Annotated in this window: 23 protein-coding genes; 15 read left to right on the top strand and 8 right to left on the bottom strand. The window is 71.2% G+C overall.

The features are described 5' to 3' along the window. Positions 1–118 precede the first annotated feature (118 nt). Positions 119–931 carry a DUF1775 domain-containing protein gene (locus ODJ79_RS30585; RefSeq protein ID WP_263027083.1) on the bottom strand — a complete coding sequence of 271 codons (813 nt, stop codon included), beginning with the start codon at positions 929–931 and terminating at the stop codon, positions 119–121. Between the two features lie 102 nt (positions 932–1033). On the opposite strand from ODJ79_RS30585, the gene ODJ79_RS30590 reads away from it, so the two are divergent. The 5 genes from ODJ79_RS30590 (at position 1034) to ODJ79_RS30610 (ending at position 5557) form a co-directional block, all read left to right on the top strand. Then, positions 1034–1243, top strand: a complete 210-nt coding sequence (locus ODJ79_RS30590; RefSeq protein WP_263027084.1) for an RNA-binding S4 domain-containing protein — start codon at positions 1034–1036, stop codon at positions 1241–1243. A 107-nt stretch (positions 1244–1350) separates the two neighbouring features. After that, positions 1351–2721: an ABC transporter substrate-binding protein gene (locus ODJ79_RS30595; RefSeq protein WP_263027085.1), complete on the top strand. Its 1371-nt coding sequence runs from the start codon at positions 1351–1353 to the stop codon at positions 2719–2721. A gap of 5 nt (positions 2722–2726) precedes the next feature. Beyond that, the gene (locus ODJ79_RS30600) at positions 2727–3683 is read left to right on the top strand and encodes a carbohydrate ABC transporter permease (RefSeq protein WP_263027086.1); all 957 of its coding nucleotides are present in this window, start codon (positions 2727–2729) and stop codon (positions 3681–3683) included. Further along, positions 3680–4555, top strand: coding sequence for a carbohydrate ABC transporter permease (locus tag ODJ79_RS30605; protein ID WP_263027087.1), 876 nt, complete (start codon positions 3680–3682; stop codon positions 4553–4555). The genes ODJ79_RS30600 and ODJ79_RS30605 overlap by 4 nt, the downstream gene beginning before the upstream one ends. A gap of 141 nt (positions 4556–4696) precedes the next feature. Beyond that, the gene (locus ODJ79_RS30610; RefSeq protein WP_263027088.1) at positions 4697–5557 is read left to right on the top strand and encodes a hypothetical protein; all 861 of its coding nucleotides are present in this window, start codon (positions 4697–4699) and stop codon (positions 5555–5557) included. Positions 5558–5799: 242 nt separating this feature from the next. Here the strand turns inward: ODJ79_RS30610 and ODJ79_RS30615 are convergent, their stop codons facing one another. Continuing rightward, a complete protein-coding gene (locus ODJ79_RS30615; protein WP_263027089.1) occupies positions 5800–6774 on the bottom strand; it encodes an NUDIX domain-containing protein in 975 nt (324 codons plus the stop codon). An 82-nt stretch (positions 6775–6856) separates the two neighbouring features. Between ODJ79_RS30615 and ODJ79_RS30620 the strand changes: the two genes are divergently transcribed. Beyond that, a complete protein-coding gene (locus tag ODJ79_RS30620) occupies positions 6857–8062 on the top strand; it encodes an SGNH/GDSL hydrolase family protein (protein WP_263027090.1) in 1206 nt (401 codons plus the stop codon). 199 nt (positions 8063–8261) lie between these two features. Here ODJ79_RS30620 and ODJ79_RS30625 read toward each other — a convergent pair whose 3' ends face one another. After that, the gene (locus ODJ79_RS30625; RefSeq protein WP_263027091.1) at positions 8262–8630 is read right to left on the bottom strand and encodes an FKBP-type peptidyl-prolyl cis-trans isomerase; all 369 of its coding nucleotides are present in this window, start codon (positions 8628–8630) and stop codon (positions 8262–8264) included. A 124-nt stretch (positions 8631–8754) separates the two neighbouring features. Between ODJ79_RS30625 and ODJ79_RS30630 the strand changes: the two genes are divergently transcribed. The 6 genes from ODJ79_RS30630 (at position 8755) to ODJ79_RS30655 (ending at position 14402) form a co-directional block, all read left to right on the top strand. Then, positions 8755–9657 (top strand): lytic polysaccharide monooxygenase, encoded by a 903-nt coding sequence (locus ODJ79_RS30630; RefSeq protein ID WP_263027092.1) that lies wholly within the window; start codon positions 8755–8757, stop codon positions 9655–9657. 87 nt (positions 9658–9744) lie between these two features. After that, positions 9745–10020, top strand: a complete 276-nt coding sequence (locus ODJ79_RS30635; protein ID WP_263027093.1) for a hypothetical protein — start codon at positions 9745–9747, stop codon at positions 10018–10020. Positions 10021–10033: 13 nt separating this feature from the next. Further along, the gene (locus ODJ79_RS30640; protein WP_263027094.1) at positions 10034–11425 is read left to right on the top strand and encodes a DUF4331 domain-containing protein; all 1392 of its coding nucleotides are present in this window, start codon (positions 10034–10036) and stop codon (positions 11423–11425) included. After that, positions 11422–11769: a phospholipase gene (locus tag ODJ79_RS30645; protein ID WP_263027095.1), complete on the top strand. Its 348-nt coding sequence runs from the start codon at positions 11422–11424 to the stop codon at positions 11767–11769. Before ODJ79_RS30640 ends, ODJ79_RS30645 begins: the two co-directional genes overlap by 4 nt. Positions 11770–11805: 36 nt before the next feature. Continuing rightward, positions 11806–12798 (top strand): AraC family transcriptional regulator, encoded by a 993-nt coding sequence (locus tag ODJ79_RS30650; RefSeq protein ID WP_263027096.1) that lies wholly within the window; start codon positions 11806–11808, stop codon positions 12796–12798. Positions 12799–12905: 107 nt separating this feature from the next. After that, on the top strand, positions 12906–14402 hold the full coding sequence (locus tag ODJ79_RS30655) for a serine/threonine-protein kinase (RefSeq protein ID WP_263027097.1): 1497 nt from the start codon (positions 12906–12908) through the stop codon (positions 14400–14402). A gap of 117 nt (positions 14403–14519) precedes the next feature. Here ODJ79_RS30655 and ODJ79_RS30660 read toward each other — a convergent pair whose 3' ends face one another. Both ODJ79_RS30660 and glgC read right to left on the bottom strand, forming a co-directional pair. Continuing rightward, positions 14520–15404 (bottom strand): hypothetical protein, encoded by an 885-nt coding sequence (locus tag ODJ79_RS30660; RefSeq protein ID WP_263027098.1) that lies wholly within the window; start codon positions 15402–15404, stop codon positions 14520–14522. A gap of 180 nt (positions 15405–15584) precedes the next feature. Continuing rightward, positions 15585–16817 carry a glucose-1-phosphate adenylyltransferase gene (gene glgC / locus ODJ79_RS30665; protein WP_263027099.1) on the bottom strand — a complete coding sequence of 411 codons (1233 nt, stop codon included), beginning with the start codon at positions 16815–16817 and terminating at the stop codon, positions 15585–15587. Between the two features lie 132 nt (positions 16818–16949). Between glgC and glgA the strand changes: the two genes are divergently transcribed. Further along, positions 16950–18137, top strand: coding sequence for a glycogen synthase (gene glgA, locus ODJ79_RS30670; protein ID WP_263027100.1), 1188 nt, complete (start codon positions 16950–16952; stop codon positions 18135–18137). On the opposite strand, the gene ODJ79_RS30675 is transcribed toward glgA, so the two are convergent. Beyond that, positions 18119–18979, bottom strand: coding sequence for an NAD(P)/FAD-dependent oxidoreductase (locus tag ODJ79_RS30675; protein WP_263027101.1), 861 nt, complete (start codon positions 18977–18979; stop codon positions 18119–18121). The two genes, glgA and ODJ79_RS30675, sit on opposite strands and share 19 nt — an antisense overlap. A gap of 56 nt (positions 18980–19035) precedes the next feature. Here ODJ79_RS30675 and ODJ79_RS30680 point away from each other — a divergent pair, with 56 nt between their 5' ends. Then, positions 19036–20649 (top strand): glycoside hydrolase family 10 protein, encoded by a 1614-nt coding sequence (locus ODJ79_RS30680; protein WP_263027102.1) that lies wholly within the window; start codon positions 19036–19038, stop codon positions 20647–20649. On the opposite strand, the gene ODJ79_RS30685 is transcribed toward ODJ79_RS30680, so the two are convergent. Beyond that, the gene (locus ODJ79_RS30685; RefSeq protein ID WP_263027103.1) at positions 20633–22273 is read right to left on the bottom strand and encodes an ABC-F family ATP-binding cassette domain-containing protein; all 1641 of its coding nucleotides are present in this window, start codon (positions 22271–22273) and stop codon (positions 20633–20635) included. The two genes, ODJ79_RS30680 and ODJ79_RS30685, sit on opposite strands and share 17 nt — an antisense overlap. Positions 22274–22362: 89 nt before the next feature. After that, the gene (locus tag ODJ79_RS30690; RefSeq protein WP_263027104.1) at positions 22363–22668 is read right to left on the bottom strand and encodes a hypothetical protein; all 306 of its coding nucleotides are present in this window, start codon (positions 22666–22668) and stop codon (positions 22363–22365) included. 246 nt (positions 22669–22914) lie between these two features. On the opposite strand from ODJ79_RS30690, the gene ODJ79_RS30695 reads away from it, so the two are divergent. After that, complete coding sequence (locus tag ODJ79_RS30695; protein ID WP_263027105.1) at positions 22915–23082, top strand: hypothetical protein; 168 nt, start codon at positions 22915–22917, stop codon at positions 23080–23082. Positions 23083–23086 lie beyond the last annotated feature (4 nt).

Consider the following 23086-nt stretch of genomic DNA (forward strand, 5'->3'; position numbering starts at 1 on the left):
CCACCCCGTCGTCCGCGAGTCGCGGGCCATGCCCAATGGACCCCACTCGCCGGTCGTGTTCCGCGCCCCACGCGCATCAGCACGACACTTTCCCACGTCCACCAGCGCGGGAGTCTCTCTACTTCAGGCTCCACTTCCCGGCCGTCACCGGCTCCTTCTCGTCCTTCTGCGGCTCGGCGGCGGCCTCGGGCTGCTCGTCCTCGGGCTCGTCGTCCTCGTCGGTCGCCCGGTGCCGGCCGCGCAGGAAGTAGACGGCGCCGGCCAGCAGGGCCAGCCCGGCGATCGCCCAGCCGCCGATCGACAGGATCGACGGGCCGCGGGTCGCGTCGTCCACGGCCTTCTTGAACTCCGCGTCCTCCGCCGCCGAGTCCGGGTCGGTGGCCGCCGCGCCGCCGTGATCGTGGCCGGTCACGGCCTGACCGGGTGCGGCCGGCGTGAGCGTCAGGGACACCGGCGGCATCGCGGGAGCGGGCGTGCCGTTCGCGTACGTCGCGCTGACGGTGAACTGCATCGAGCTCAGCGTCGGCAGCGGTCCGAGCGCGATCGGGAGATCGGCGGACTGCCCCGGCGCGAGCTGGTGCCCGCCGACCGCGAGCCAGGTGATCGACGACGTGGTCTGGGTCGCCTGCAGGCCGTGCTCGGTCGTCAACGGCGTGGACAGCGTCTTCATCTGGATCTTCGGGGCCCAGTCGTCCACCGACAGCGGATAGGCCTCCGCCACCGGGGTGTCGTCCGGAATTTTCAGGGTGACCGTCGCCAGCGGCGCGGTCCCGGTGTTGGTGACGTGGAACGTCAGGTTGTCGCCGCTGCCCTGGACGGAGGTCGTGGGGGAGACCGTCGCGTCGGCGAGCGCCGGGCCGGCGATCAGGGCGCCGACCGCCGCGGCAAGTGCGGGTACGCCCGCTCGGCGGGCCAGGTGGAAGTGCCTCACGAGGGGTAGTTCGTAATCGGCGTGCGAATGGTTCAACACCCCGCACAGATTTCTCGCTTCGCGGGTTTCGGCTTTTCTCAGGTCGTCCGCGATGATGACCGGATGCGTGACGTGGCGATCGACGGCGACATGATCAGACTCGGACAGTTCCTCAAGCTGGCGGATCTCATCGACACCGGCGGCGAGGGCAAGATCCTGATTGCGTCCGGCGACGTGACCGTCAACGGGGAGGTGGACACCCGCCGTGGCCGCCAGTTGCACCCCGGCGATGTGGTGGAGGTGCAGGGCCGGTCCGCTCGGGTGGTGTCGTAGTAGGACGTTCGGCCAGCCGAATGTGACGAACGGTTGACATTGCGTGATCTCAGGCATCTACTGGGGCCGTTGTGTTACCCGCGTCACAGCCTCGATGGGGAGGCCCGATGTCCCGCGTACATCACCGGTCCGCGCTGGCCGTTCTCACCACCGCCGCGCTGGCCGTGACCGCAGCCGGATGTGCAGGCTGGGGCGGCGGCCCGGGCGGGGGCGGGCCCGACACCATCAACGTGCTGATGGTCAACAACCCGCAGATGATCGACCTCCAGCGGCTCACCGAGGCCAACTTCACCAAGACCACCGGCATCCACGTGAACTTCACCGTGCTGCCGGAGAACGACGTCCGCGACAAGATCAGCCAGGAGTTCTCCAGCCAGGCCGGTCAGTACGACGTGGCCTCGCTGAGCAACTTCGAGATCCCGATCTACGCGAAGTCGAAGTGGATCGCCCCGCTCGACGACTACACGAAGGCGGACAGCCAGTTCGACCAGGCCGACATCCTGCCGCCGATGACCCAGTCGCTGACCGCCGACGACGGCAAGCTCTACGGCGAGCCGTTCTACGGCGAGTCGTCGTTCCTGATGTACCGCAAGGACGTCCTGCAGCAGGCCGGCCTCACCATGCCGGAGAACCCGACCTGGCAGCAGGTCGCCGACATCGCCGCCCGGATCGACAACAAGCAGCCCGGCATGCGCGGCATCTGCCTGCGTGGTCAGCCCGGCTGGGGCCAGGTCTTCGCCCCGCTCACCACCGTGGTCAACACGTTCGGCGGCACCTGGTTCGAGAAGGACTGGACGCCCAAGGTGGACGCGCCCGAGTTCACCGCCGCCACCAACTTCTACGTCGACCTGGTCCGCGCGCACGGCGAGAACGGCGCACCGCAGGCCGGCTTCACCGAGTGCCTCAACAACATGGTCCAGGGCAACACCGCGATGTGGTACGACGCGACCAGCGCGGCCGGCTCCCTCGAGGCCGACAAGTCCCCGGTGAAGGGCAAGATCGGCTACGTCGCGGCGCCGGTCGACAAGACCAAGAGCTCCGGCTGGCTGTACGCGTGGTCGTGGAGCATCCAGCAGGCCAGCCAGAAGAAGGACAACGCCTGGAAGTTCATCTCCTGGGCGTCCAGCCGGCAGTACGAGGAGCTCGTCGGCAAGCAGATCGGCTGGTCCAGCGTCCCGGCCGGCAAGCGGGCCTCGACCTACAAGAACCCCGACTACCTGGCCGTGGCCCAGTCGTTCGCGGCGCCCACCGAGGCGGCCATCTCCAGCGCCGACCCGCGCAACCCCGGCGTGCAGCCGCGGCCCGCGATCGGCATCCAGTTCGTCGACATCCCCGAGTTCACCGACCTCGGCACCCAGGTCTCGCAGTACGTGAGCTCGGCGATCGCCGGTCAGATGTCGGTCGAGGAGGCCCTCAAACGCGGTCAGCGGCTGGCGGAGGACGTCGCCGAGCGGTACCAGTCCCGGGAACAGGGGTGAGACCAATGACTTCCGTCGCCGAGCAGACCACCTCGCAGACCGAGGTCCAACCGCAGCCGTCGCGCAGCTCCCGCAGCATCGCGTGGGCCCGCCGCGCGCCGCTGATGCCCGCCCTCGTCTTCATGATCGTCGTGACCCAGCTGCCGTTCGTGGCCACCCTGGTCATCTCGTTCATGAACTGGAACGCCTACTACCCCGACGAGGTCGGCTTCGCCGGCTTCGACAACTTCAAGCGGGTCTTCACCGACATCAACATGCGGGACGCGGTGCTCACCACGATCTGGCTCACCGCCGGCGTGGTGATCCTCAGCCTGCTCCTCGGGCTCGGCATCGCGCTGCTGCTCGACCGCAAGTTCCGCGGCCGCGGCGCGGTGCGCACCATGATGATCGCGCCGTTCCTGGTCGTCCCGGTCGCCGCCGCCCTGCTCTGGAAGCACGCTCTCTACAACCCGGAGTACGGGCTGTTCAACGGCGCGATCACCTGGGTGTGGCACCTGTTCGGCTCGAACAATCCGCCGCAGCCCGACTGGATCAGCAACATGCCGCTGTGGGCGGTCATCTTCGCCCTGGTCTGGCAGTGGACCCCGTTCATGATGCTGATCCTCCTCGCCGGCCTGCAGGGGCGCCCGCTGGACGTGGTCGAGGCGGCCCGGATCGACGGCGCCGGCAGCTGGCAGATCTTCTACAGCATGACGCTCCCGCACCTGCGCCAGTACCTGGAGCTGGGCGCGCTGCTCGGGTCGATCTACATCGTGCAGAACTTCGACGCGGTCTTCACGATCACGTCCGGCGGCCTGGGCACGGCCAACCTCCCGTACACGATCTACCAGATCTTCTACCAGGCTCACGACTACGGGCGGGCCTCGGCGGCCGCCGTGATCGTGGTCCTCGGCACGATCATCATCGCGACGTTCGCGCTGCGGACCGTCTCGTCGCTGTTCAAGCAGGAGGCCGGCCGATGACCGCCGTCGCTGCACCCACCACGCCCCCTTCGACCGCCCCCTCGACGCCCAAGAAGAAGGACCGCGGCGGGCCGTGGCTGTCCTTGCTGGCGTGGGTGGTCGGGATCCTGTTCGTGCTGCCCGTGCTGTGGATGGTCCTCACCTCCTTCCACTCGGAGGCGGACGCGGCCACCAACCCGCCCTCGGTCTTCGCCCCGCTCACCCTCGACGGGTACCGCGAGTTCTTCTCCGGCGGCGCGTCGCCGTGGCCGCCGCTGCTCAACAGCCTGACCGCGAGCCTCGTATCGACGGCCCTCGTGCTCGTGCTGTGCTTCCCGGCGGCGTACGCGCTGAGCATCAAGCCCGTGCGCAAGTGGACCGACGTGATGTTCTTCTTCCTCAGCACCAAGATGTTGCCGATCGTGGCCGGCCTGCTGCCGCTGTATCTGTTCGCGCAGCAGACCGGGCTGCTCGACAACATCTGGCTGCTGATCGTCTTCTACACCTCGATGAACCTGCCGATCGCGGTGTGGATGATGCGTTCCTTCCTCTCCGAGGTGCCGGTGGAGATGCTCGAGGCCGCCTCGGTCGACGGCGCCGGCCTGAGCAAGACGCTGCGCTCGGTGATCGCCCCGGTGGTCATGCCCGGAATCGCCGCCACCGCCCTGATCTGCTTCATCTTCAGCTGGAACGAGCTGCTGTTCGCCCGGGTGCTGACCGCCACCGTCGCCGAGACCGCGCCGGTGTTCCTGACCAGCTTCGTCACCAGCCAGGGGCTGTTCCTCGCCCAGCTGTGCGCGGCCGCGTTCGTGGTCTCGCTGCCGGTGCTGATGGCCGGCTTCGCCGCGCAGGACAAGCTGGTGCAGGGCCTGTCCCTCGGCTCGGTCAAATAGCTTTTCGCCCCGCCCCCGATGAGGGTGGCCGGTCCCGTCCCCGGGGCCGGCCACCTTTTGCTCCGTCACCTCCGGCCGCCTTTTCTGACGAAATCCGCGGACAAGCCGGAACCTTTCGTACGCCCGCCTCGTCCAACCGGCATGACTCGTCTCCGCGGCACCCTGTTTGCCGCAGCCGTTCCCCTGTTCCTGATCAGCGCCTGCGCCGGGAACCAGCCGGCGGGCGCGACGGACACCCAGCCCACCGAGAGCGCCTCCGTCCCCGCGGACGCGCTGGTGATACGCGTCGAGTCGTTCGGCGGTTTCGTCCCCGCCGAGCACAACCTCGGCCGCATCCCCGAGGTCAGCGTCTACGGCGACGGCCGGCTGATCACCGAGGGACCACACACCATGATCTATCCGGCCCGCTCGCTGCCCAACATCCAGGAGCAGATGCTGACGCCGGAGTACGTGCAGGAGCTCGTCCGCGAGGGCCAGGCGGCGGGCGTGCGCAACGGCGCCGACTTCGGCAGCCCGAACATCGCCGACGCGCCGTCCACCCGGGTGACGGTCGGCGACCAGTCGGTCAGCGTGGTGGCGTTGAGCGAGGCCCGCCCCACCGACCCGCGGCTGACCGAGGCGCAGCGCACCGCGCGGACCAAGCTGGCCGCGTACGTGAAGAAGGTCGAAGGTCTGACCGCGGCCGACGGCGTGTCCGCGCCGGTCGCCTACCAGCCCACCACGGTCGCCGTGCTGGCCCGTCCCTACGTGCCGCCGCAGGCCGCCGAGCCCACCGGGCCGCAGGCGTGGCCCGGCCCGGCGCTGCCCGGCGACATGCTGAGCGCGAACCTGGGCATCGGCTGCGTGACCGCGACCGGCGCGGAGAAGGACAAGGTGCTGGCCGCGGCCCAGAACTCCACGGTGATCACCCCGTGGACCAGCGGCGGCAAACAGTGGTCGATCACGTTCCGGCCGCTGCTGCCGGACGAGCCGGGCTGCGTCGCGCTCAAGGGGGTGCGGTGACGCCGATCGGGGAACCGCTGGAGCCGGAGCCCGGGGGAGAGGGAAACGGGCCGGAACAGGGTAGTGCCCCTGTTCCGGCCCGAACCCCGTGCCGCCCGCCCGTCAGTCGCCCACGCCGTTAGTCACGCCCCCGCCCTGGGTCAGGCCCGCGCCGTGGTCACGCCCGCGCCGTGGTCAGGCCCGCGCCGTGGTCGGGCCCGCGCCGTGGTCGGGCCCGCGCCGTGGTCGGGCCCGCGCCGTGGTCAGGCCCGCGCCGTGGTCGCGCCCTCGGCGTTTGTCGCGCCCTCCAGCAGGGCGACAGCGCCGGCCGCCGCGGGCGTCAGCACCGACGGGGGATGGGCGGTCCAGAACCGTTCGATGCCGCCGGCCGAGAGCTCGACCTGCTGAACATCGGCGAACTCGCCGTCGCCGGCGGTCACTGCCCGCGCTTCCGCCGGGGTGAGGTCGAGCCGGAACACCAGATCCGGACGCAGGCGCAGCAGGTCGTGCGCGATGCCGAGCACGGTGGCGCGCCGGGCGACCTCCGCCGGGCCGACCTCGACGCCGAGCTCCTCCGCCAGCTCCCGCGACACGGTCGTCTCCCAGTGCCGCCCTTGGGCGTCCGGCTCGAGCATGCCGGACGGGGCGACGTGCCACATTCCCGGATCGGTCGCCACGCTCCGGCTCCGCCGGCCGATCACGAACCGGCGTGGTCGCCCGTCATCCCGGCCGGCCATCGTGAGCCCGTCATCCTGGCCGGCCACCGTGAGCGCGTCATCCCGGTCAGCCACCGTGAGCCCGTCATCCTGGCCGGCGACCGTGAGCAGCACGGAGACGCCGATGCCGGCCGCTCGCCCGGCACCGGACACGAGCGGGTCCCCGGCCACCGCGTGCGCCCTGCTCCGCAGCGGCTGATCGCCGCCCGCCGCCAGGTGCTCGGCACGGATGGCGTCGCAGGTGGCGAGCATGTCGAAGTAGCCGCCGGGCGCGGCCAGCACACCGTTCTCGTCGGTGCGAACCCAGCAGAGGAGGCCGCCGTCGTGGAGGGCGGGCCGCGCGGCCCGGAGTCGCTCGAGGTGCGGCAGCCCCAGGGCGAGCAGGGCGGCATCGCACGAGACCGGCTTGTCGGCGACGCGCAGCCGGCCGTGCGGGAGCGGTTGGACGGCGACCGGGTAGGCGTTTCCGGCCCGCTCGACGGAGCCGCCGTAGAGCCGGGTCAGGCTGGAGTAGTCGATCACAGATCACTTTCTCATCTCGCCGGTGTGCGAGGGCCGAGGCGTGGGGTTGTGTTGTCGAAGCGGTTCGACGACGATCGATGGCATGCCCAAGACATCGAGAATCGTAAATTCCATCCTGGTCGGCATGCTCGCGGCCGTGGCGGGACTGGTCCTGCCGGGGGAGGCGTCGGCCGCCGCTGGGTGGGCCGGGGCCTGGTCGACGAGCCCGCAGCGGGAGGCCGGGCCGACGTTCGCGGCGCAGACGGTGCGGATGCTGGTTCATCCCACGATCGGGGGATCGGCGCTGCGGGTGCGGCTGTCCAACACGTTCGGGGCGGCGGACGTCGCCTTCGGGGCCGTGGGGGTGGCCCGGGCGGTGGCCTCGGGCGCGGCCGATCTGGTGGCCGGGACCCAGCGGCGGGTCACCTTTCACGGCCGCGGAGCGGTGACCGTCAGGAAAGGTGAGTCGGTCGTCAGCGATCCGGTTCCGCTGGCCGTGGCGTACGGGCAGGACCTGGCCGTCGACGTGTACGTGACCTCGGGCGGCGACGCGGCCGCGATCACCGGGCACGACGCGGCGCAGGGGACGCAGTTCGTGGCGGCCGGAAACCAGGCGGGAGCGGGCAGCGCGGCGTTCACCGGGTACGTGGGCTCGTGGTTCTGGCTGGACGGCGTCGACGTGCGGCCGGGCCCGGGTGCCCGCGGGAGCATCGTGGCGCTGGGCGACTCGATCACCGATGGGGCGTACACGACGTGGAACGGCAACGACCGGTGGACCGACGTGCTCGGCGCCCGGCTCGGCGGCCGGTACGGCGTGCTCAACCAGGGGATCGGCGGCAACCAGGTGCTCACCGACCGGACCGACTGCTGCGGGGCGGGCACCAGCATCTCGGGGCTGAAGCGCGAGAAGGCGGACGTGCGCGAACAGACCGGCGCGCGCTACCTGATCCTCGCCGACGGGATCAACGACATCGGCTACCACGCGACGGCGCCGGATCTGATCGCCGGGCTGCGGACGATCGCGGAGCGGGCGCACCGGGCCGGGATCCGGGTGATCGGGGCGACGATCACGCCGTACGGGTGTGACTCGGGGTGCTTCACCGCCGAGCAGGAGGCCACCCGGCAGGCCGTGAACGCCTGGGTGCGCAGTACCCCGGTGTTCGACGGGGTCGCCGACTTCGACGCGGCGATCCGCGACCCGCAGCTGCCCAGTCAGGTGCTGCCCGCCTACCAGGCCGACCACCTGCACCCGAACATCGCCGGCCAGCGCGCCATGGCCGAGTCGATCGACCTGTCACTGTTCTGCTGATCGGAACTGCCGGGAGCCCGGCCCGGCAGCTCAGCCCGGCGGTCGCCGCGCGGGCGCAACCCCACGCCCGGCTCGCGGGAAACGCGGGTTCGGCCGCCGCTGCGGTCGAGGACGGTGCCGACTCGTACCGTATGCGTCTGGTTTTGCTGGAAGGCGGACCGCAACTTCTCGGAAAGCCTGCGGCCCGCCTCACCTTCTATTACTGAACGCCCAGCAGGTCCACGACGAAGATCAGCGTCTCGTTGGGCTTGATGACGCCGCCGGCGCCGCGGGAGCCGTAGCCCAGGTGCGGCGGGATGGTCAGCTTGCGGCGGCCGCCCACGCGCATGCCCTGGACGCCCTGATCCCAGCCGGCGATGACCTGGCCGCCGCCCAGCGGGAAGGCGAACGCGTCGCCGCGGTCCCAGGAGGCGTCGAACTGCACGCCGGTGGAGTGCGAGACGCCCACGTAGTGCACGGTGACGTATTGGCCGGGGGCGGCCTCGGGTCCGTCGCCGACGGTGATGTCCTCCACCACCAGGTCGGCCGGCGGGTCGCCCTGGATCGGGCCGATCTCGGGCTTGTCCATGTTTGTCCTCCGGTTCGTTCGATCCCCGCCATGCAATCACACCGGCCGCAAAGGTGAACGGTCGACCACGGATCTGCGTATCTCTGGCTGCGGAGCTTGCCCTGCAGATCTTGGAGACGTCGTGATGATTCGCCGTTTGGCCGCCGCCGCAGCCGCGGGGCTGCTGCCGCCGTTGCTTCTGGCCGTGCCCACCTTCGCGCACGGAGCGCCCACCACGCCGATCAGCCGGAGCGCCGCGTGCGCGGCGGGCGGCGGGACCGCGACCGGGACGGCGGCGTGCAAGGCGGCGCGGGCGGCCAACGGCGGGCCGTTCGGCACGTTCGACAACCTGCGGGTGCCGAACGTGAACGGGGACGACCGCAAGTTCGTGCCGGACGGGAAGTTGTGCAGCGGGGGCCTGGCCGCGTTCAAGGGGCTCGATCTCGCGCGGGACGACTTCCCGTCGACCACGGTGTCCGCCGGGAAGACGCTGCCGATCAAGTACCGGGCCACGCTGCCGCACGAGGGAAGCTTCCGGATCTATCTCACCAAGCAGGGGTTCGACCCGTCGAAGAAGCTGACGTGGGGCGACCTCGGCGGCAAGCTCGCGGAGATCAAGGACCCGCCGCTGTCGAACGGGTCCTATCAGATGAGCGTGAAGCTGCCGTCGGACCGGACCGGGCGGCACATCCTCTACATCGTGTGGCAGACGTCCAGCACGGCAGACACCTATTACTCGTGCTCGGATCTGGTCTTCAAGCCGGCGACGGCGGCCGGCGCCGCGCCGGTGGCCACCAAGAAGGCGGCCGCGTCGAAGTCGCCGGCGGCCCGGGCGACGACGGCCGCGGCGCCCGCCGCCTCGCCGGAGCAGGCGGACACCACGCCGGCTGCCGCCGAGCAGACCCAGCAGGCGATCACTCCGGTGGGTGACCAGAGCAAGGTGACGCTCGGTCACGGACTCGTCGCGGGTGCGCTGCTCGTGGCGGCCGGTTTCCTTGCGTACGCCTTAATTGGTGGGTTTCTCCGGCGGAGACGCGAAAACCGTTGAACCGCAAGGGTTCGACCCTCGTACTGATGGGCGTCGACGCTGCAAGCCCCCCAAGACCTTCCGCAAGAAAATGACGAAAGGCCGAGCATGAGTCGCGTTCGTTACGGCAGTCGGGCGGTCAGTCGCCTGTCCCGCCGCCGGGTCCTCGCCATCGCCGCTACGGCGGGTGTCGGAGCGTCCGTCGCCGGTGTCACCGGGCTGAGCCTGGCCGGCGAGACCGCCGCGAAGGACGACGGTCAGCCGCTGGTGATCTCGCTGCGGGATGCCTCGAAAGGCACCTTCGACATCTTCTCCGGTGGGTCGAAGACGACTCTGACCGACAAGAAGCTCGCCGCCCGCCTGCTCAAAGCCGTCAAGCGCTGAAAGGGGTTTCCCAATGTCCTCGCATCGTGAAGCTCCCGAGATCAGCAAGGATCCGGTGGCGGACTCCTCCGACCTGTACGCGTTCGTCAGCCCGGACGACCCGGACACCGTGACGATCATCGCGAACTACGTCCCGCTGCAGCTGCCGGCCAGCGGACCGAACTTCTTCGAGTTCGGCGACGACGTCCTCTACGAGATCCACATCGACTCGAACGGTGACGCGCGACCGGACCTGACCTACCAGTTCCGGTTCCGCACCGAGCTGCGTAACAACAACACGTTCCTGTACAACACCGGCCAGATCAAGTCGCTGGACGACCCCAACTGGAACCGGCGGCAGTTCTACTCGGTCACCAAGGTCGACGCGCACGGCAAGAGCACGGTGCTGCACTCGAAGCTGCCCTGCCCGCCGTGCAACGTCGGCAAGATCTCCATCCCGGATTACGACAAGCTCGCCGCGGACGCGGTCAAGAAGCTGAAGACCGGCGAGAAGGTGTTCGCCGGCCAGCGCGCCGACGCGTTCTTCGTCGACCTGGGCGCCATCTTCGACCTGGGCACGCTGCGCCCGTTCCAGGACAAGCACCTGGTCGGCAAGACGCTGTTCAACTACGCCGGCAAGGCGGTCAACGCCACCGACAAGCTGAACGTGCACTCGATCGCGATCCAGGTGCCGCTCGCGACGGTCCGCCGGGGCGGCAAGAAGTCGGTGCGCGGGCGCGACCCGGGCGCGGTGATCGGCATCTGGACGTCGGCGTCACGCCGCCAGGTGCAGGTGCGCCAGGGCGACAAGAAGAACGCGGACGTCGAGGTCGGACCGCAGGTGCAGGTCTCCCGGCTGGGCAACCCGCTGTTCAACGAGGTCATCGTGCCGATGGCGCAGAAGGACCTGTGGAACTCGCTGCCGCCCTCGGAGGACAAGCGGTTCTCCGGCTTCGTCGAGAAGCCCGAGCTGGGCTCGCTGCTGCCGGTGCTCTACCCGGGGCTGTTCGACAACCTGGCCAAGCTGAACAAGGCCGGCACGCCCCGCGCCGACCTGGTCGCGATCCTGCTCACCGGCATCCCGGACGGGCTGATCGACAACTTCCAGAACGCCACCGGCGACACCAAGGCGGACATGCTGCGGCTCAACACCGCGGTCCCGCCGGCCAAGGACCCGAAGGCGTTCGGCCTGCTCGCCGGGGACCTGGCCGGCTTCCCGAACGGCCGGCGGATCGAGGACGACGTGGTGTCCATCTCGATCCGGGCCATCGCCGGCGTCACCTTCGCGCTGGTCGACGAGACGTTCAAGCCGGACGCCGCGGCCGGGCTGGTCGAGCAGGGGCTGTCCATCAAGAACGCCAGCTCCGGCCTGCTCAAGAAGTTCCCCTTCCTCGGTACGCCGTTCGACGGGTTCGACAACCCGTGAGCCACGACCATCAGCACCACCACCACACGCTGGCGCCGTCCGGCCAGGGCACGGTCATGCTCAACATCGGGGCCGGCATCGGGGCACTGGTCATCCACACCCCGGGCCGGTTGCACGGGCACGAGATCGAGGTCAGCCCGGTCACCGACCCCACACACCGTACGCACGCTGCGGTCCGCGCCCGCTACGTGAGCGGCGGTGCGTCGTTCGCGGTGGTGATCGACAGCCTGCCGGCCGGTCCGTACACGGTCTGGCGGGACCCGGTGACCCCGATGGCGCAGATCGATGTCCCCGACGGCGGGGTGGCCGAGTTCTCCTGGCCGGTCGAGGCGGTCGCGGCCTGATGTCCCGGGCCTAGGTTCCGGTCTAGGGTGGACGGCATGGTTGCCGCCCACCCGGGGGACATCCCGGTCCACGTCGCTCTGCGGACGAGCGACGTGGACGAGGCCCGGGCGTTCTGCCGCAAGCTCTTCTACGGGCCGTTGCAGGTCAACCCGGTCGGCGACACGAGCGGGTTCGCCTTCGCCGGGGACGTGGTGATGCTCGGCCCGATCACGCTCGGCGAGATCAGCTACGGGGCGGACATCCACCTGGCGATCGCCGACCTGGAGACGTCCTACCACGTGCTGGTCCCGTTGACCGGGACGCTGCGCTCCCGGCACCGCGGCACGACGATGCGGGCCGGGCCGGGCCGCGCGGCGGTCTACCGCCCGGTCGGCGACATCGACCTCGAGTGGCCCGCCGACTGCCGGCTGATGAGCGTGAAGGTCGAGCGGGCCGCCCTCGAGCGTGAGCTGGACGCGGCCCTCGACCAGCAGATCATGTCGCCGCTGCTGCTCGGTGCGAGCTTCGACGTGGCCGGCGGCCCGGGGCGCACCTGGGTGACGCTGGCCAGGTTGCTGCACTCGGAGCTGTGCGCGGAGGGCGGACTGGTGGCCCAGCCGCGGATGGCGGCCCGCTGGCGGGACATGGTCATCAGCGGGCTCGCGCTGACCGTCGAGCATCCGTACGGCGACGAGCCGAAAGGAATGCAGGGGCCGCGGCGGCCGCGGACGGTGAAGCGCGCGCTGGACGCGATGCACGCCGAGCCGTGGCGGCCGTACACGGCGGCCGACCTGGCGTCGATCGCCGGGGTCGGGGTGCGCGTGTTGCAGGAGTCGTTCCGGCAACACGTCGGCGTGCCCCCGCTGACCTATCTGCGGCGATTACGGCTGGACGGGGTGCACGGCGAGCTGTCCCGGTCGGACCCCTGGCAGGTGAACGTGTCCGAGGTGGCCTATCGGTGGGGGTTCACCCACCTGGGGCGCTTCGCCGGCGCCTACCGGGCGCGGTTCGGCGAGTCGCCCTCGCGAACGCTGCGCGAGCGGCGCTGAACCGGCCCCGCGTGCGCCGTGCACCGGGCGGCAATGTCCGTAGCGACCGGAAGCAATCATCCGGTCACCGGATGCGAAGTTCGGATCGTCACGGCAGACTGCCGGGGATGGATATCGATCTCACCGCGGTCGTGCGCGCGGGTCTGCTGCTCGGCGGCCGGTACCGCCTGGCGGAGCCGGTCGGCAACGGCGGGACGGCGGTGGTCTGGCGCGCCCAGGACACCGTGCTCGGCCGGGCGGTCGCGGTGAAGATGCTGGCGGCGCACATGCGGGACCGGGAGTCGCTGGCGCTGATCCGGCGCGAGGCCCGTGCCGCGGCGGTGCTGTCGCATCCGAACGTCGCGCAGGTCCACGACTACGGCGAATCGGTCGTCCCGTACGTCGTCTTCGAGCTAGTGAAGGGGCCCACCCTGCTGGAGCGGCTGCGCGCCGGCGCGGTGCCGCCGCTGTTCGCGCTGCGGATCGGGGCCGAGGTCGGTGCGGCGCTGGCCGCCGCGCACGCCGCCGGGCTGGTGCACCGGGACATCAAGCCGGCCAACGTGATGCTGTCGCCGACCGGTGCCAAGGTCGTCGACTTCGGTATCGCGGCGGGGCGGGTGCTGCCCCGCCGGCCCGGCGAGACGGTGTTCGGCACGCCGAACTACGTCGCGCCGGAGCGGCTCACCCACGATGTCGTGACGCCGGCCTCCGATGTGTACGCGCTGGGCGTACTGCTGTACCGCATGCTCTCCGGGCACACGCCGTGGGCCGACGAGTCGCCGGAGCGGCTGCTCGACAACCATGTGCACGCCGTGCCGCCGAAGCTCGTCCCGCTGGCGCCGGTGCCGCCCGAGGTGATCGGGCTGTGCATGAGCTGCCTCGGCAAGGACCCGGCCGAGCGGCCCACCGCGCGGGAGGTCGCCCGGCGGCTGGCCCGGGCGGCCGGGCTCGAGGCGGTCGAGGACACGCCGGTTCCCGGCGTCGCCGGTGCCCCGGTGCCGGCCGAGCCGTCGATCGTCATCCGGCAGCGGTCCCCCCGATGGGCGCAGGCCGCCATGCGGCTGACCGGTGGCGCGATCGCCGCCGGCATCGTGGCCACGGCCGGGTGGCTGATCTGGCGGGGCGAGCCGGGCACGCCGAGCGTCGCCTCCCCGCATGCCGCGCCGCCCGCCTCGGCGCACGTGAGCGCGCCGGCCGGTCCGCAGGGGTCGCAAGCCGGCGTCGCGCCGAGCGCGACCGCCCAGGAGCCCGGCCCGACCGGCGCACCCACCGCGGCGGGCGCCGTCCTCACCGCCCCGCCGGGCGCGGCGGCCGCGCCGTCCTCGCCGGGCGTGCGGCCCACGACGGCCTCGCCGACGCCCGCCGCCCCGGCCACCACGGCCACCACCGCCTCGCCGCCGGCGGCCTCGCGGGTGCTGACCTCGCCGGGCGGCACGGTCACCGCCGACTGCACGACCGCGACCACGGCGCGGATCCTGTCCTGGTCGCCGGCGCACGGCTATCACACCGAGTCGGTGGACGCCGGGCCCGGTCCCGCGCCGTCGGTCACCTTCCGGCACGGCAACGAGCCGGTGACGGTGACGGTCACCTGCTCCGGAGGGGAACCGACCGAGCAGATCGACTGACGGCCCGGACCGGCCGTCCGGAGCTGAGCTCCTGGTCGGCGCCGGCCGGCGCACGACTGGGGTCACCGGTCCGCACAGCGGCCGGGTCACCGCTGCGCGAATCCGATTCCGCGCAGGTCACCGCTCGCGCCGGAGGCGGCCGCATTCGTTGCCCGCGCTGTCGAGGAGTACCAGCACGGTCCCGTCGAGTCCCACGCGCCGCGCGCTGTCCAGCCAGCCGCCCACGGGCACGTTGTTGCAGCCGACAGCCGTGCTGGGGCCGTTCGTGGCGACGAACGAGCCGGCCGGCCCGACGGCCCATCGGCCGCCCTCGCCGTTGCAGCCGTCGCTGCCGGTCCATCGCGTGCCGTTGCGGAACTCGACGTAGGCGTCCGGCTGGGGGGCCGGTGCGGTCACCGGTCGCCACTGTCCGAGCAGCGCCGCCGGGGTGGCCGGGGTCAGACTCGCCGGCAGGGGCCGGGCCGGTGCGAACGCCCGGCGCACCTTGGCGGTGACCGTCGGTACCCCGGTCTGCTCGGGCGGCAGTCCCGGCCGGTCGACCGGGCCTGTTCGCGGTTGCAGACGAATGACGACCCGGCCCCGCCCGTCCAGCAGGAGGCGATCGGACCCCTCCGCCCGGAACGCGGTGACCCGCGCCAACCACTCCGGCGGCAAGTCGTCAACGGTGCGCGGGGGTGCCTCGGACGGGCAGCCTCGCCGGTCCGGGGCCAGGTCGTCACCATACGGAGCACCGACGAACAGGCCCGCCTCGTTCGCGTCCCACATTCCTTCCGCAATGGTGCACCGGCGGAACAGCTGGAACGACTCCGCGCTGATCCGCATCACCACCTCGGGCTCCTCATCGGCTCCGGTCGGCTTCCACAGGCCGATCAGGCCGGTCGGGTCCGCCCGTTGCTCCGCGGCGGGCGGCGCCGTCGGTGAGCTTGTCGGGCTGGGCGATTCGGGATTCGACTGGCCCCCGCAACCGGTCAGCAGCGTTCCGGCCAGGACTACGCTGGTCATGCGTATTCGTCGCATCTGATTCTCCGGTCGCCGGCGCCTGGTCTCTTCGAGATGGTGCGCTCATAGGACGACCTTCGGCGCGTCGGCGTTCCGTACCTCTCGTCCCGGCCAGGAGCCGGCGTCGGCTACAACCCGACCCGACCGAACTGCAATCGCCGACCCGGTCGGGCGAGGCGTGGCTCAGAGCTCGACCCGCTGGCCCTTGCCGATGACCACGATGCCGTTGTCCGAGACCGTGTAGAGCTTGCGGTCCCGATCCAGGTCGACGCCGATCTGGGCGCCCTCCGGGATCACCACGTTCTTGTCGATGATGGCGTTGCGGACGATCGAGCGCCGGCCGACCGACACGCCCTCCATCAGCACCGCGCCCTCCACGTGCGACCAGGAGTTGACCCGGACGTTGGGGGAGATCACCGAACGCTCGACGAGGGCGCCGGAGACCACCACGCCGGGGGAGATCATCGACTCGATGGCCCGGCCCTGGCGGTCGTCGTACCCGTGCACGAACTTCGCCGGTGGCCACGAGCCGTAGTTCGTGAAGATCGGCCAGTCGTGGTTGTACAGGTTGAAGATGGGCAGCGTGGCGATCAGGTCCATGTGCGCCTCGTAGAACGAGTCCAGCGTCCCCACGTCGCGCCAGTAGCCGCGGTCTCGATCCGTCGAGCCGGGCACGTCGTTGTCGCGGAAGTCGTAGACGTTCGCCTCGCCCCGCTCGACCAGCATCGGGATGATGTTGCCGCCCATGTCGTGCTTGCTGTCCGGGTCCTGGGCGTCCTTGGTGACCGCCTCGCAGAGGGCCCGCGTGGTGAAGACGTAGTTGCCCATCGAGGCGTACACCTCGTCGGGGGAGTCGGGCAGGCCCTCCGCGTCGCGCGGCTTCTCCCGGAAAGCCTTGATGCGGCGGCCGTCCTCGGCCACGTCGATCACGCCGAACTGGTCGGCGAGCGACCTGGGCTGCCGGATGCCGGCGACGGTGACCGCGGCGCCCGAGGCGATGTGCTGGTCGACCATCTGCTTCGGATCCATCCGGTAGATGTGGTCGGCGCCGAACACGATGACGTAGTCGGGGGACTCGTCGTTGATCAGGTTGAGGCTCTGGTAGATGGCGTCGGCCGAGCCGGCGAACCAGCGCGGGCCGAGCCGCTGCTGTGCCGGAACCGGGGTCACGTAGTTGCCCAGCAGCGTGGACATCCGCCAGGTCTTGGTGATGTGCCGGTCGAGCGAGTGCGACTTGTACTGGGTCAGCACGACGATCTTGAGGAAGCCGCCGTTCGCCAGGTTGGAGAGGACAAAGTCGATCATGCGATAGATGCCGCCGAACGGCACGCCGGGCTTGGCCCGGTCGGCGGTCAGGGGCATCAGGCGCTTACCTTCGCCACCGGCCAGAACGATCGCGAGCACCTTGACAGCCATGAAAGGACGCTAACTTTCCGCCGACGTGAGCGCCAGCCGAAGATGTGTGCCGGCCAAGAAGAAGCGAGGACAGGTTACCCGATCTTGCACGCCGATGGGTCCGGAAGTCCGGAAGGCACTAGGCTCGCAGGCGTGCGTGTCGATCTGATCTCGCGGGAGTATCCGCCGGAGGTGTACGGCGGAGCCGGCGTCCACCTGGAGTACCTGTCCCGCGATCTGCGCCGCCTGGCCGACGTCCGGGTGCACTGCTTCGGGCAGCCGCGCGACGAGCCCGGCGTGACCGCCTATCCGGAGCCCGCGGAACTCGCGGGCGCCAACGCGGCGCTGCGCACGATGGGGGTCGACCTCGCGATCGCCGGCGGCTGCGCGGGTACCGACCTCGTGCACAGCCACACCTGGTACGCGAACTTCGCCGGCCACACCGCGAAGCTGCTGCACGGCGTCCCGCACGTGGTCACCACGCACAGCCTCGAGCCGCTGCGCCCGTGGAAGGCCGAGCAGCTCGGCGGCGGGTACGCGCTGTCCAGCTTCTGCGAGCGGGTCGCGATCGAGAACGCGGACGCCGTCATCGCCGTCTCCGGCGGGATGAAGCGGGACGTGCTCACGGCGTACCCGTCGGTCGATCCGGACCGGATCCGGGTGGTCTACAACGGCATCGACACCGGGCAGTACCAGCCCGACCACGGCACCGACGTGGTCGACCGGCTCGGCATCGACCTGAGCCGGCCGAGCGTGGTTTTCGTCGGCCGGATCACCCGGCAGAAGGGCCTGCCCTACCTGATGCGGGCGTGCCGCGACCTGCCGCCGCAGACGCAGATCATCCTGCTGGCCGGCGCACCCGACACCAAGGAGATCGCCGCCGAGGTCGAGGCCCTCGCGGTCGAGCTGCGCGAGGCGCGCGACGAGCACGGCGTGATCTGGGTGCAGGAGATGCTGCCCAAGACCGAGGTCATCCAGGTGCTCACGCACGCCACCGTGTTCGTCTGCCCGTCCATCTACGAGCCGATGGGCATCGTCAACCTGGAGGCGATGGCCTGCGAGACCGCGGTGGTGGCGACCGCGACCGGCGGCATCCCCGAGGTGGTGGCGGACGGCGAGACCGGCGTCCTGGTGCCGATCGAGCAGGTCGCCGACGGTACCGGCACGCCGGTGCACCCCGAGCAGTTCGTGGCCGACTTCGCCGCCGCGATGACCGAGCTGATCGAGGACCCGCAGCGCGCCGAGCGGATGGGCAAGGCCGGCCGGCGGCGCGCGGTCGAGCGGTTCAGCTGGTCGCGCATCGCCGAGGACACGATGGCGGTCTACCGGTCTGTGCTCTGAATGATCGCCCGGGCCACGGCCCGGCCGCTCAGCCAGGCGGTCTGCACGCGCGGCCGCCCGAAGGCGTCGCCGCACAGGTAGACGTGGCCGTGCCGGGCGTACCAGCCGTCGCCGGGGCTGGGCGACGCGTACGGCCAGTGTCGGGTCTGCACCGACACCGGGTCACCGATGCCGAGCAGCTCGCCGACCGCGCCGGCCATCCGCGGGCCCGGGTCGGCGCACTCGGCCATCGCCGCCGTGGAGTGCGCCACCAGCACCGGCGCCCGGTCCCCGCGCCGATCGCCGTCGTCGCAGACCGTCGACAGGACCGGGTGGTCGTTCACGAAGGCACCGGCGAAATCCGTCCAGGACCTTCGCGCGTACGTGATGATCGCCGTCACCACGGGCGACCAGGTCTGCTCGCGGGCGGCCGGCAGGTCGGCGATCGCCAGCGCCTGCGGGCCCGGCATGGCGAGCACGACCGCCCCCGCCGCCGGCACCTCGGTGACCGGGACGCCGAGGGTCACCTCCAGCCCGCGCGCCAGGTCCTCGGCGAGGCTGCGCAGACCGCCCGGCGCTGCCCAGCGCATCGCCGGCGGCCCCGCCTGGCCGCGCAGCGTGTCGGTCCACGGCCGGACCAGCCCGTCGATCCGCCAGCTCTGCAGCCGCCCCTGGAAGGCCGGGTCGTCGGCGGTCAGGTAGGCCGCCCCGGTGTCCACCCAGCGCCCGCCGAGCCACTCGCTGGCCAGCCGGCCGCCCACCCTGGTGTCGCGCTCCACCACCCGGGCCGGCACCCCGGCATCCACCAGCTCACGGGCGCACGCCAGCCCCGCGATCCCGGCACCCACCACGACGACGGCCATGCCGCAAGACTTTACGGCCGGTGGCGCACGCCGGACGGCAAGGCACACTTGTCGGCATGCTCCGCCGCCGTCCGCCCCTCCGGCTCGTCCTTCCGCTCGCGTCTCTGCTGTTCGCGCTCGCTGTCCTCGGCCTCGGTCTGGTGCGTGCGGCCGTGTACAAGCCGCCGGCCGTCGCCGCAGCCGATCCGGTGTCCCCCGCGGCCGGCACGGTCGGGAGGTGCGGGGCGGTGCCGGTCACCGCGACCCGGCAGCTGCGCGGGATGTGGCTGACGACGGTGCTGAACATCGACTTCCCGAGCCGGCCGGGGCTGCCCGAGGCGCAGGTCAAGGCCGAGTACGCGAGGTGGCTCGACCTGGCCGTGGCCCAGCACCACAACGCGATCTTCGTGCACGTGCGGCCGAGCGGGGACGCGTTCTGGCCCTCCGCCTACGCGCCGTGGTCGGAGTGGCTCACCGGCAGGCGGGACGGCCGGTCGCCGGGGTGGGACCCGATGGCCTTCCTGGTGAGCGAGGCGCACGCCCGCAACCTGGAGTTCCACGCGTGGTTCAACCCGTACCGGGGAAGCCAGCCGGCCCCGGACGGCGCCGGCGCCGATTTCACCAAGCTCGCGCCCGGCCATCCGCTGCTCGCCCACCGCGACTGGGCGATCGCCTATCCCACCGGCAAGACCGCCCGCCTCTACTTCGACCCGGGCATCCCGGCCGCCCGCAAGTTCGTCGAGGACGCGATGCTGGAGGCGGTGCAGAAGTACGACGTCGACGGCGTCCATTTCGACGACTTCTTCTACCCGTACCCGCAGAACGGCGAGGACTTCCCGGACGGCGCCAGCTACGCCAGGTACGGGCACGGCGTGGCCCGCGCGCAATGGCGGCGGGACAACGTGGACACCCTGGTCCGCGAGATGGACGAGCGGATCAAGCAGGTCAAGCCGTGGGTGAAGTTCGGGATCAGCCCGTTCGGGATCTGGCGCAACGCCGCCACCGACCCGGCTGGCTCCGACTCGCGCGGCCTGGAGGCGTACGACGACATCTACGCCGACACCCGCAAGTGGGTGCAAAACGGCTGGGTCGACTACATCGTGCCGCAGCTGTACTGGAACATCGGCTTCGCCAAGGCCGACTACGCCAAGATGCTGCCGTGGTGGGTCGCGCTGGTGAAGGGCACCGGCGTCCAGCTGTACATCGGCCAGGCCGACTACCGGGTCGGTGAGAAGGGCGCGTGGAGCAACCCGGCCGAGCTCGACCGGCACCTGGCCCTGGACGAGAAGGCCGGCGTGCAGGGCGAGGTGCACTTCAGCGCGAAATCGGTGCGGTCCAACCGGCTCGGCTCGGTCGCGCTCTACGACCAGCACCACTACGCGGCGCCCGCGCTGCCGCCGGTCATGAAGCAGCTGCCGGCCGCCCCGCCCGGCGCTCCCGCCCTGACCCGCGCGTGGCAGGCCGGGTCCGAGCGGCATTTCGACATCCAGCCGGGTGGCGGTCCGGAGCTGGTCAGCTGGGCGCTCTACCGGGTGAACGGGGCGAGCGCGGCGCTGGTCGCCACGGGCCGCAGCGGGCAGCAGGTGGCCGACCCGGCGCCGCCGGCCGGCGCGGCGACCTACTGCCTGGCCGGGCTGGACCGGTCGGGAAACCAGGGGCCGGTCGGTCAGCCCCTCACCGCGACCCGGTGACCTTCCCGCCGGCCACCTCGAGCCGGCGGGTGGTGTGCACCGCCTCGAGCATCCGGCGGTCGTGGGTGACCAGCAGCAGGGTGCCCGCGTAGCCGGACAGCGCCGATTCGAGCTGCTCGATGGCGGCCAGGTCGAGGTGGTTGGTCGGCTCGTCCAGCACCAGCAGGTTGACGCCCCTGGCCTGGAGCAGCGCCAGGGCCGCCCGGGTGCGCTCGCCGGGGGACAGGGTTGCGGCCGGCCGGAGGACGTGGGTCGCCTTCAGGCCGAACTTGGCCAGCAGCGTGCGCACGTCCGCGTCGGGCATCTCGGGCACGGCGGCGCCGAAGGCAGCCATCAGCGGAACCTCGCCGAGGAACAGTCCGCGCGCCTGATCGATCTCGCCGACCACGACGCCGGGCCCCAGGTGGGCGCTGCCCGCATCCAACGGGATTTGTCCCAGGATGGCGGCGAGCAGCGTGGACTTGCCGGAGCCGTTCGCCCCGGTGATCGCCACCCGGTCGGCCCAGTCGATCTGCAGCGTGACCGGCCCGAGCGTGAAATCCCCGCGCCGCACCACCGCGTCGCGCAGCGTGGCCACCACCGCGCCAGCCCGGGGCGCCGCGGCGATCTCCATCCGCAGCTCCCACTCCTTGCGCGGCTCCTCGACCACCTCCAGGCGCTCGATCAGCCGCTCGGTCTGCCGCGCCTTGGCCGCCTGCTTCTCCGTCGACTCGGTCCGGAACGCCTTGCCGAACTTGTCGTTGTCCGGCTGCTTCCGGCGCGCGTTGCGCACCCCCTTCTCCATCCAGGCGCGCTGCATGCGGGCCCGGTCGAGCAGCTCGGACTTCTTGTCGGCGTACTCCTCGTACTGCTCGCGGGCATGGCGGCGGCCCCGCTCGCGCTCCTCGAGGTAGGCGGCGTACCCGCCCCCGTACAGGTTCACCCTCTGCTGCGGCAGATCAAGTTCCAAGACCTTGCCGACCGTACGGGCGAGGAACTCCCGGTCGTGACTGACCAGCACGGTCCCCGCCCGCAGGCCCCGCACGAACTCCTCCAGGCGCCCCAGCCCGTCCAGGTCCAGGTCGTTGGTCGGCTCGTCGAGCAGGACGATGTCGTACCGGCTGAGCAGCAGCGAGGCCATCCCGGCGCGCGCCGCCTGCCCACCGGAGAGCGCCACCATCGCGTGGTCGAGCGCGACGGTCAGCCCCAGCTCGGCGGCGATCTGCTCGGCCCGCTCGTCCAGGTCGGCGCCGCCGAGATCCAGCCACCGTTCCAGCGCGGCGGCGTACTCGTCGTCGGCGCCCGGCTTCCCGTCGGCCAGGTCGGCCGCGGCGGCGTCCATCTTCGCGTGGGCGGGCCCGACGCCGGTGCGCCGGGCGAGAAAGTCACGGACCGTCTCGCCGGCCCGGCGCTCCCGCTCCTGCGGCAGATAGCCGACGTTCGCGGTGGGCGGGCTGAGCGCGACGGTTCCGCTCTCCACCGGCAGCAGCCCGGCGAGCGTACGCAGGAGCGTGGTCTTGCCCGCCCCGTTCACCCCGACCAGCCCGATCACATCGCCGGGCGCCACCACCAGGTCCAGCTCCGAGAACAGAACGCGTTCCCCGTGCCCGGCCGCCAGCCCGCGCGCAATCATCGTCCCGCTCATCGCGGCTAATCCTAGGGAGTCGGCTCCCCAGACCGGCGACCGGCTCGCGCCCGTCACCTCCCGGCACCCACGCGATGCGGAGGGGGCCCCTACGCCGCGTTCGTGACTATCTGGTCGATCGCCTCGTGCAGCTTGCTCCGGCTGATCGTCACCACGTCGCCCGCGGTCTCGCGTTCCAATCCCGCGATGACCAGCAGCTGCATGAGCCTGGACGGGCTGATCCCCCGCTTGGCTGCCTCCGCTTCGAGCGCCTCGCTGTACTCGGCAGGCAGCCTGGTCGAGTGCACGACCGAGACCTTACGGTTCGGTTCCGGGGCGACGACCTCGCCGCCGGTCCAATCCGTGTCGTTCAACGCCCTTTCGGCCTCCTGCCGAACGTTCTCTCGGCCGGTCATCGCAGTCCCCCTAGCATTTTTGTGACGGTGGCGACCTCGTCCGAGTCCAGGTAGCGCGCGCCGGCGACGAGGTAGTCGTTGTCGTCGCGTTCGATCAGCGCTACCGCCAGCCAATTACCCTGTAGGTTTCGTCCACCAGCCAAGCGTAGACAAAATGTCTACACCCTGCGAGCGTCGGCGCGGAGCGGGTTGCCGGGTCGCCGATTTCGGCGGCATTCTGGGCGGGGAGACGGTAGGGAGGCGACTATGGCTGAGCCCGCGGTCCGTCCATCGGGTCGTCGGACTCGATGGGGATGGTGGCCGGCGGGGGTCGCGGTCCTCGCGACGGTCGCCGCCCTGATCGGCTATCAGATCGTTCCGCCGTTCAGCGACTGGGTCAACGACCTGCTCGGATCGCTGAACATCGGCGAGTGACCCG

The sequence above is a fragment of the Actinoplanes sp. KI2 genome, from assembly GCF_025630775.1.
Lineage (GTDB): Bacteria > Actinomycetota > Actinomycetes > Mycobacteriales > Micromonosporaceae > Actinoplanes.

What these genes read in the sequence shown, in the direction of transcription:
- ODJ79_RS30590 (WP_263027084.1), top strand. Translation starts at nt 1,034, where the DNA reads ATGCGTGACGTGGCGATCGACGGCGACATGATCAGACTCGGACAGTTC.
- ODJ79_RS30595 (WP_263027085.1), top strand. Translation starts at nt 1,351, where the DNA reads ATGTCCCGCGTACATCACCGGTCCGCGCTGGCCGTTCTCACCACCGCC.
- ODJ79_RS30600 (WP_263027086.1), top strand. Translation starts at nt 2,727, where the DNA reads ATGACTTCCGTCGCCGAGCAGACCACCTCGCAGACCGAGGTCCAACCG.
- ODJ79_RS30605 (WP_263027087.1), top strand. Translation starts at nt 3,680, where the DNA reads ATGACCGCCGTCGCTGCACCCACCACGCCCCCTTCGACCGCCCCCTCG.
- ODJ79_RS30610 (WP_263027088.1), top strand. Translation starts at nt 4,697, where the DNA reads ATGACTCGTCTCCGCGGCACCCTGTTTGCCGCAGCCGTTCCCCTGTTC.
- ODJ79_RS30620 (WP_263027090.1), top strand. Translation starts at nt 6,857, where the DNA reads ATGCCCAAGACATCGAGAATCGTAAATTCCATCCTGGTCGGCATGCTC.
- ODJ79_RS30625 (WP_263027091.1), bottom strand. Translation starts at nt 8,630, where the DNA reads ATGGACAAGCCCGAGATCGGCCCGATCCAGGGCGACCCGCCGGCCGAC.
- ODJ79_RS30630 (WP_263027092.1), top strand. Translation starts at nt 8,755, where the DNA reads ATGATTCGCCGTTTGGCCGCCGCCGCAGCCGCGGGGCTGCTGCCGCCG.
- ODJ79_RS30635 (WP_263027093.1), top strand. Translation starts at nt 9,745, where the DNA reads ATGAGTCGCGTTCGTTACGGCAGTCGGGCGGTCAGTCGCCTGTCCCGC.
- ODJ79_RS30640 (WP_263027094.1), top strand. Translation starts at nt 10,034, where the DNA reads ATGTCCTCGCATCGTGAAGCTCCCGAGATCAGCAAGGATCCGGTGGCG.
- ODJ79_RS30650 (WP_263027096.1), top strand. Translation starts at nt 11,806, where the DNA reads ATGGTTGCCGCCCACCCGGGGGACATCCCGGTCCACGTCGCTCTGCGG.
- ODJ79_RS30655 (WP_263027097.1), top strand. Translation starts at nt 12,906, where the DNA reads ATGGATATCGATCTCACCGCGGTCGTGCGCGCGGGTCTGCTGCTCGGC.
- ODJ79_RS30660 (WP_263027098.1), bottom strand. Translation starts at nt 15,404, where the DNA reads ATGACCAGCGTAGTCCTGGCCGGAACGCTGCTGACCGGTTGCGGGGGC.
- glgC (WP_263027099.1), bottom strand. Translation starts at nt 16,817, where the DNA reads ATGGCTGTCAAGGTGCTCGCGATCGTTCTGGCCGGTGGCGAAGGTAAG.
- ODJ79_RS30675 (WP_263027101.1), bottom strand. Translation starts at nt 18,979, where the DNA reads ATGGCCGTCGTCGTGGTGGGTGCCGGGATCGCGGGGCTGGCGTGCGCC.
- ODJ79_RS30680 (WP_263027102.1), top strand. Translation starts at nt 19,036, where the DNA reads ATGCTCCGCCGCCGTCCGCCCCTCCGGCTCGTCCTTCCGCTCGCGTCT.
- ODJ79_RS30685 (WP_263027103.1), bottom strand. Translation starts at nt 22,273, where the DNA reads ATGAGCGGGACGATGATTGCGCGCGGGCTGGCGGCCGGGCACGGGGAA.
- ODJ79_RS30690 (WP_263027104.1), bottom strand. Translation starts at nt 22,668, where the DNA reads ATGACCGGCCGAGAGAACGTTCGGCAGGAGGCCGAAAGGGCGTTGAAC.
- ODJ79_RS30695 (WP_263027105.1), top strand. Translation starts at nt 22,915, where the DNA reads ATGGCTGAGCCCGCGGTCCGTCCATCGGGTCGTCGGACTCGATGGGGA.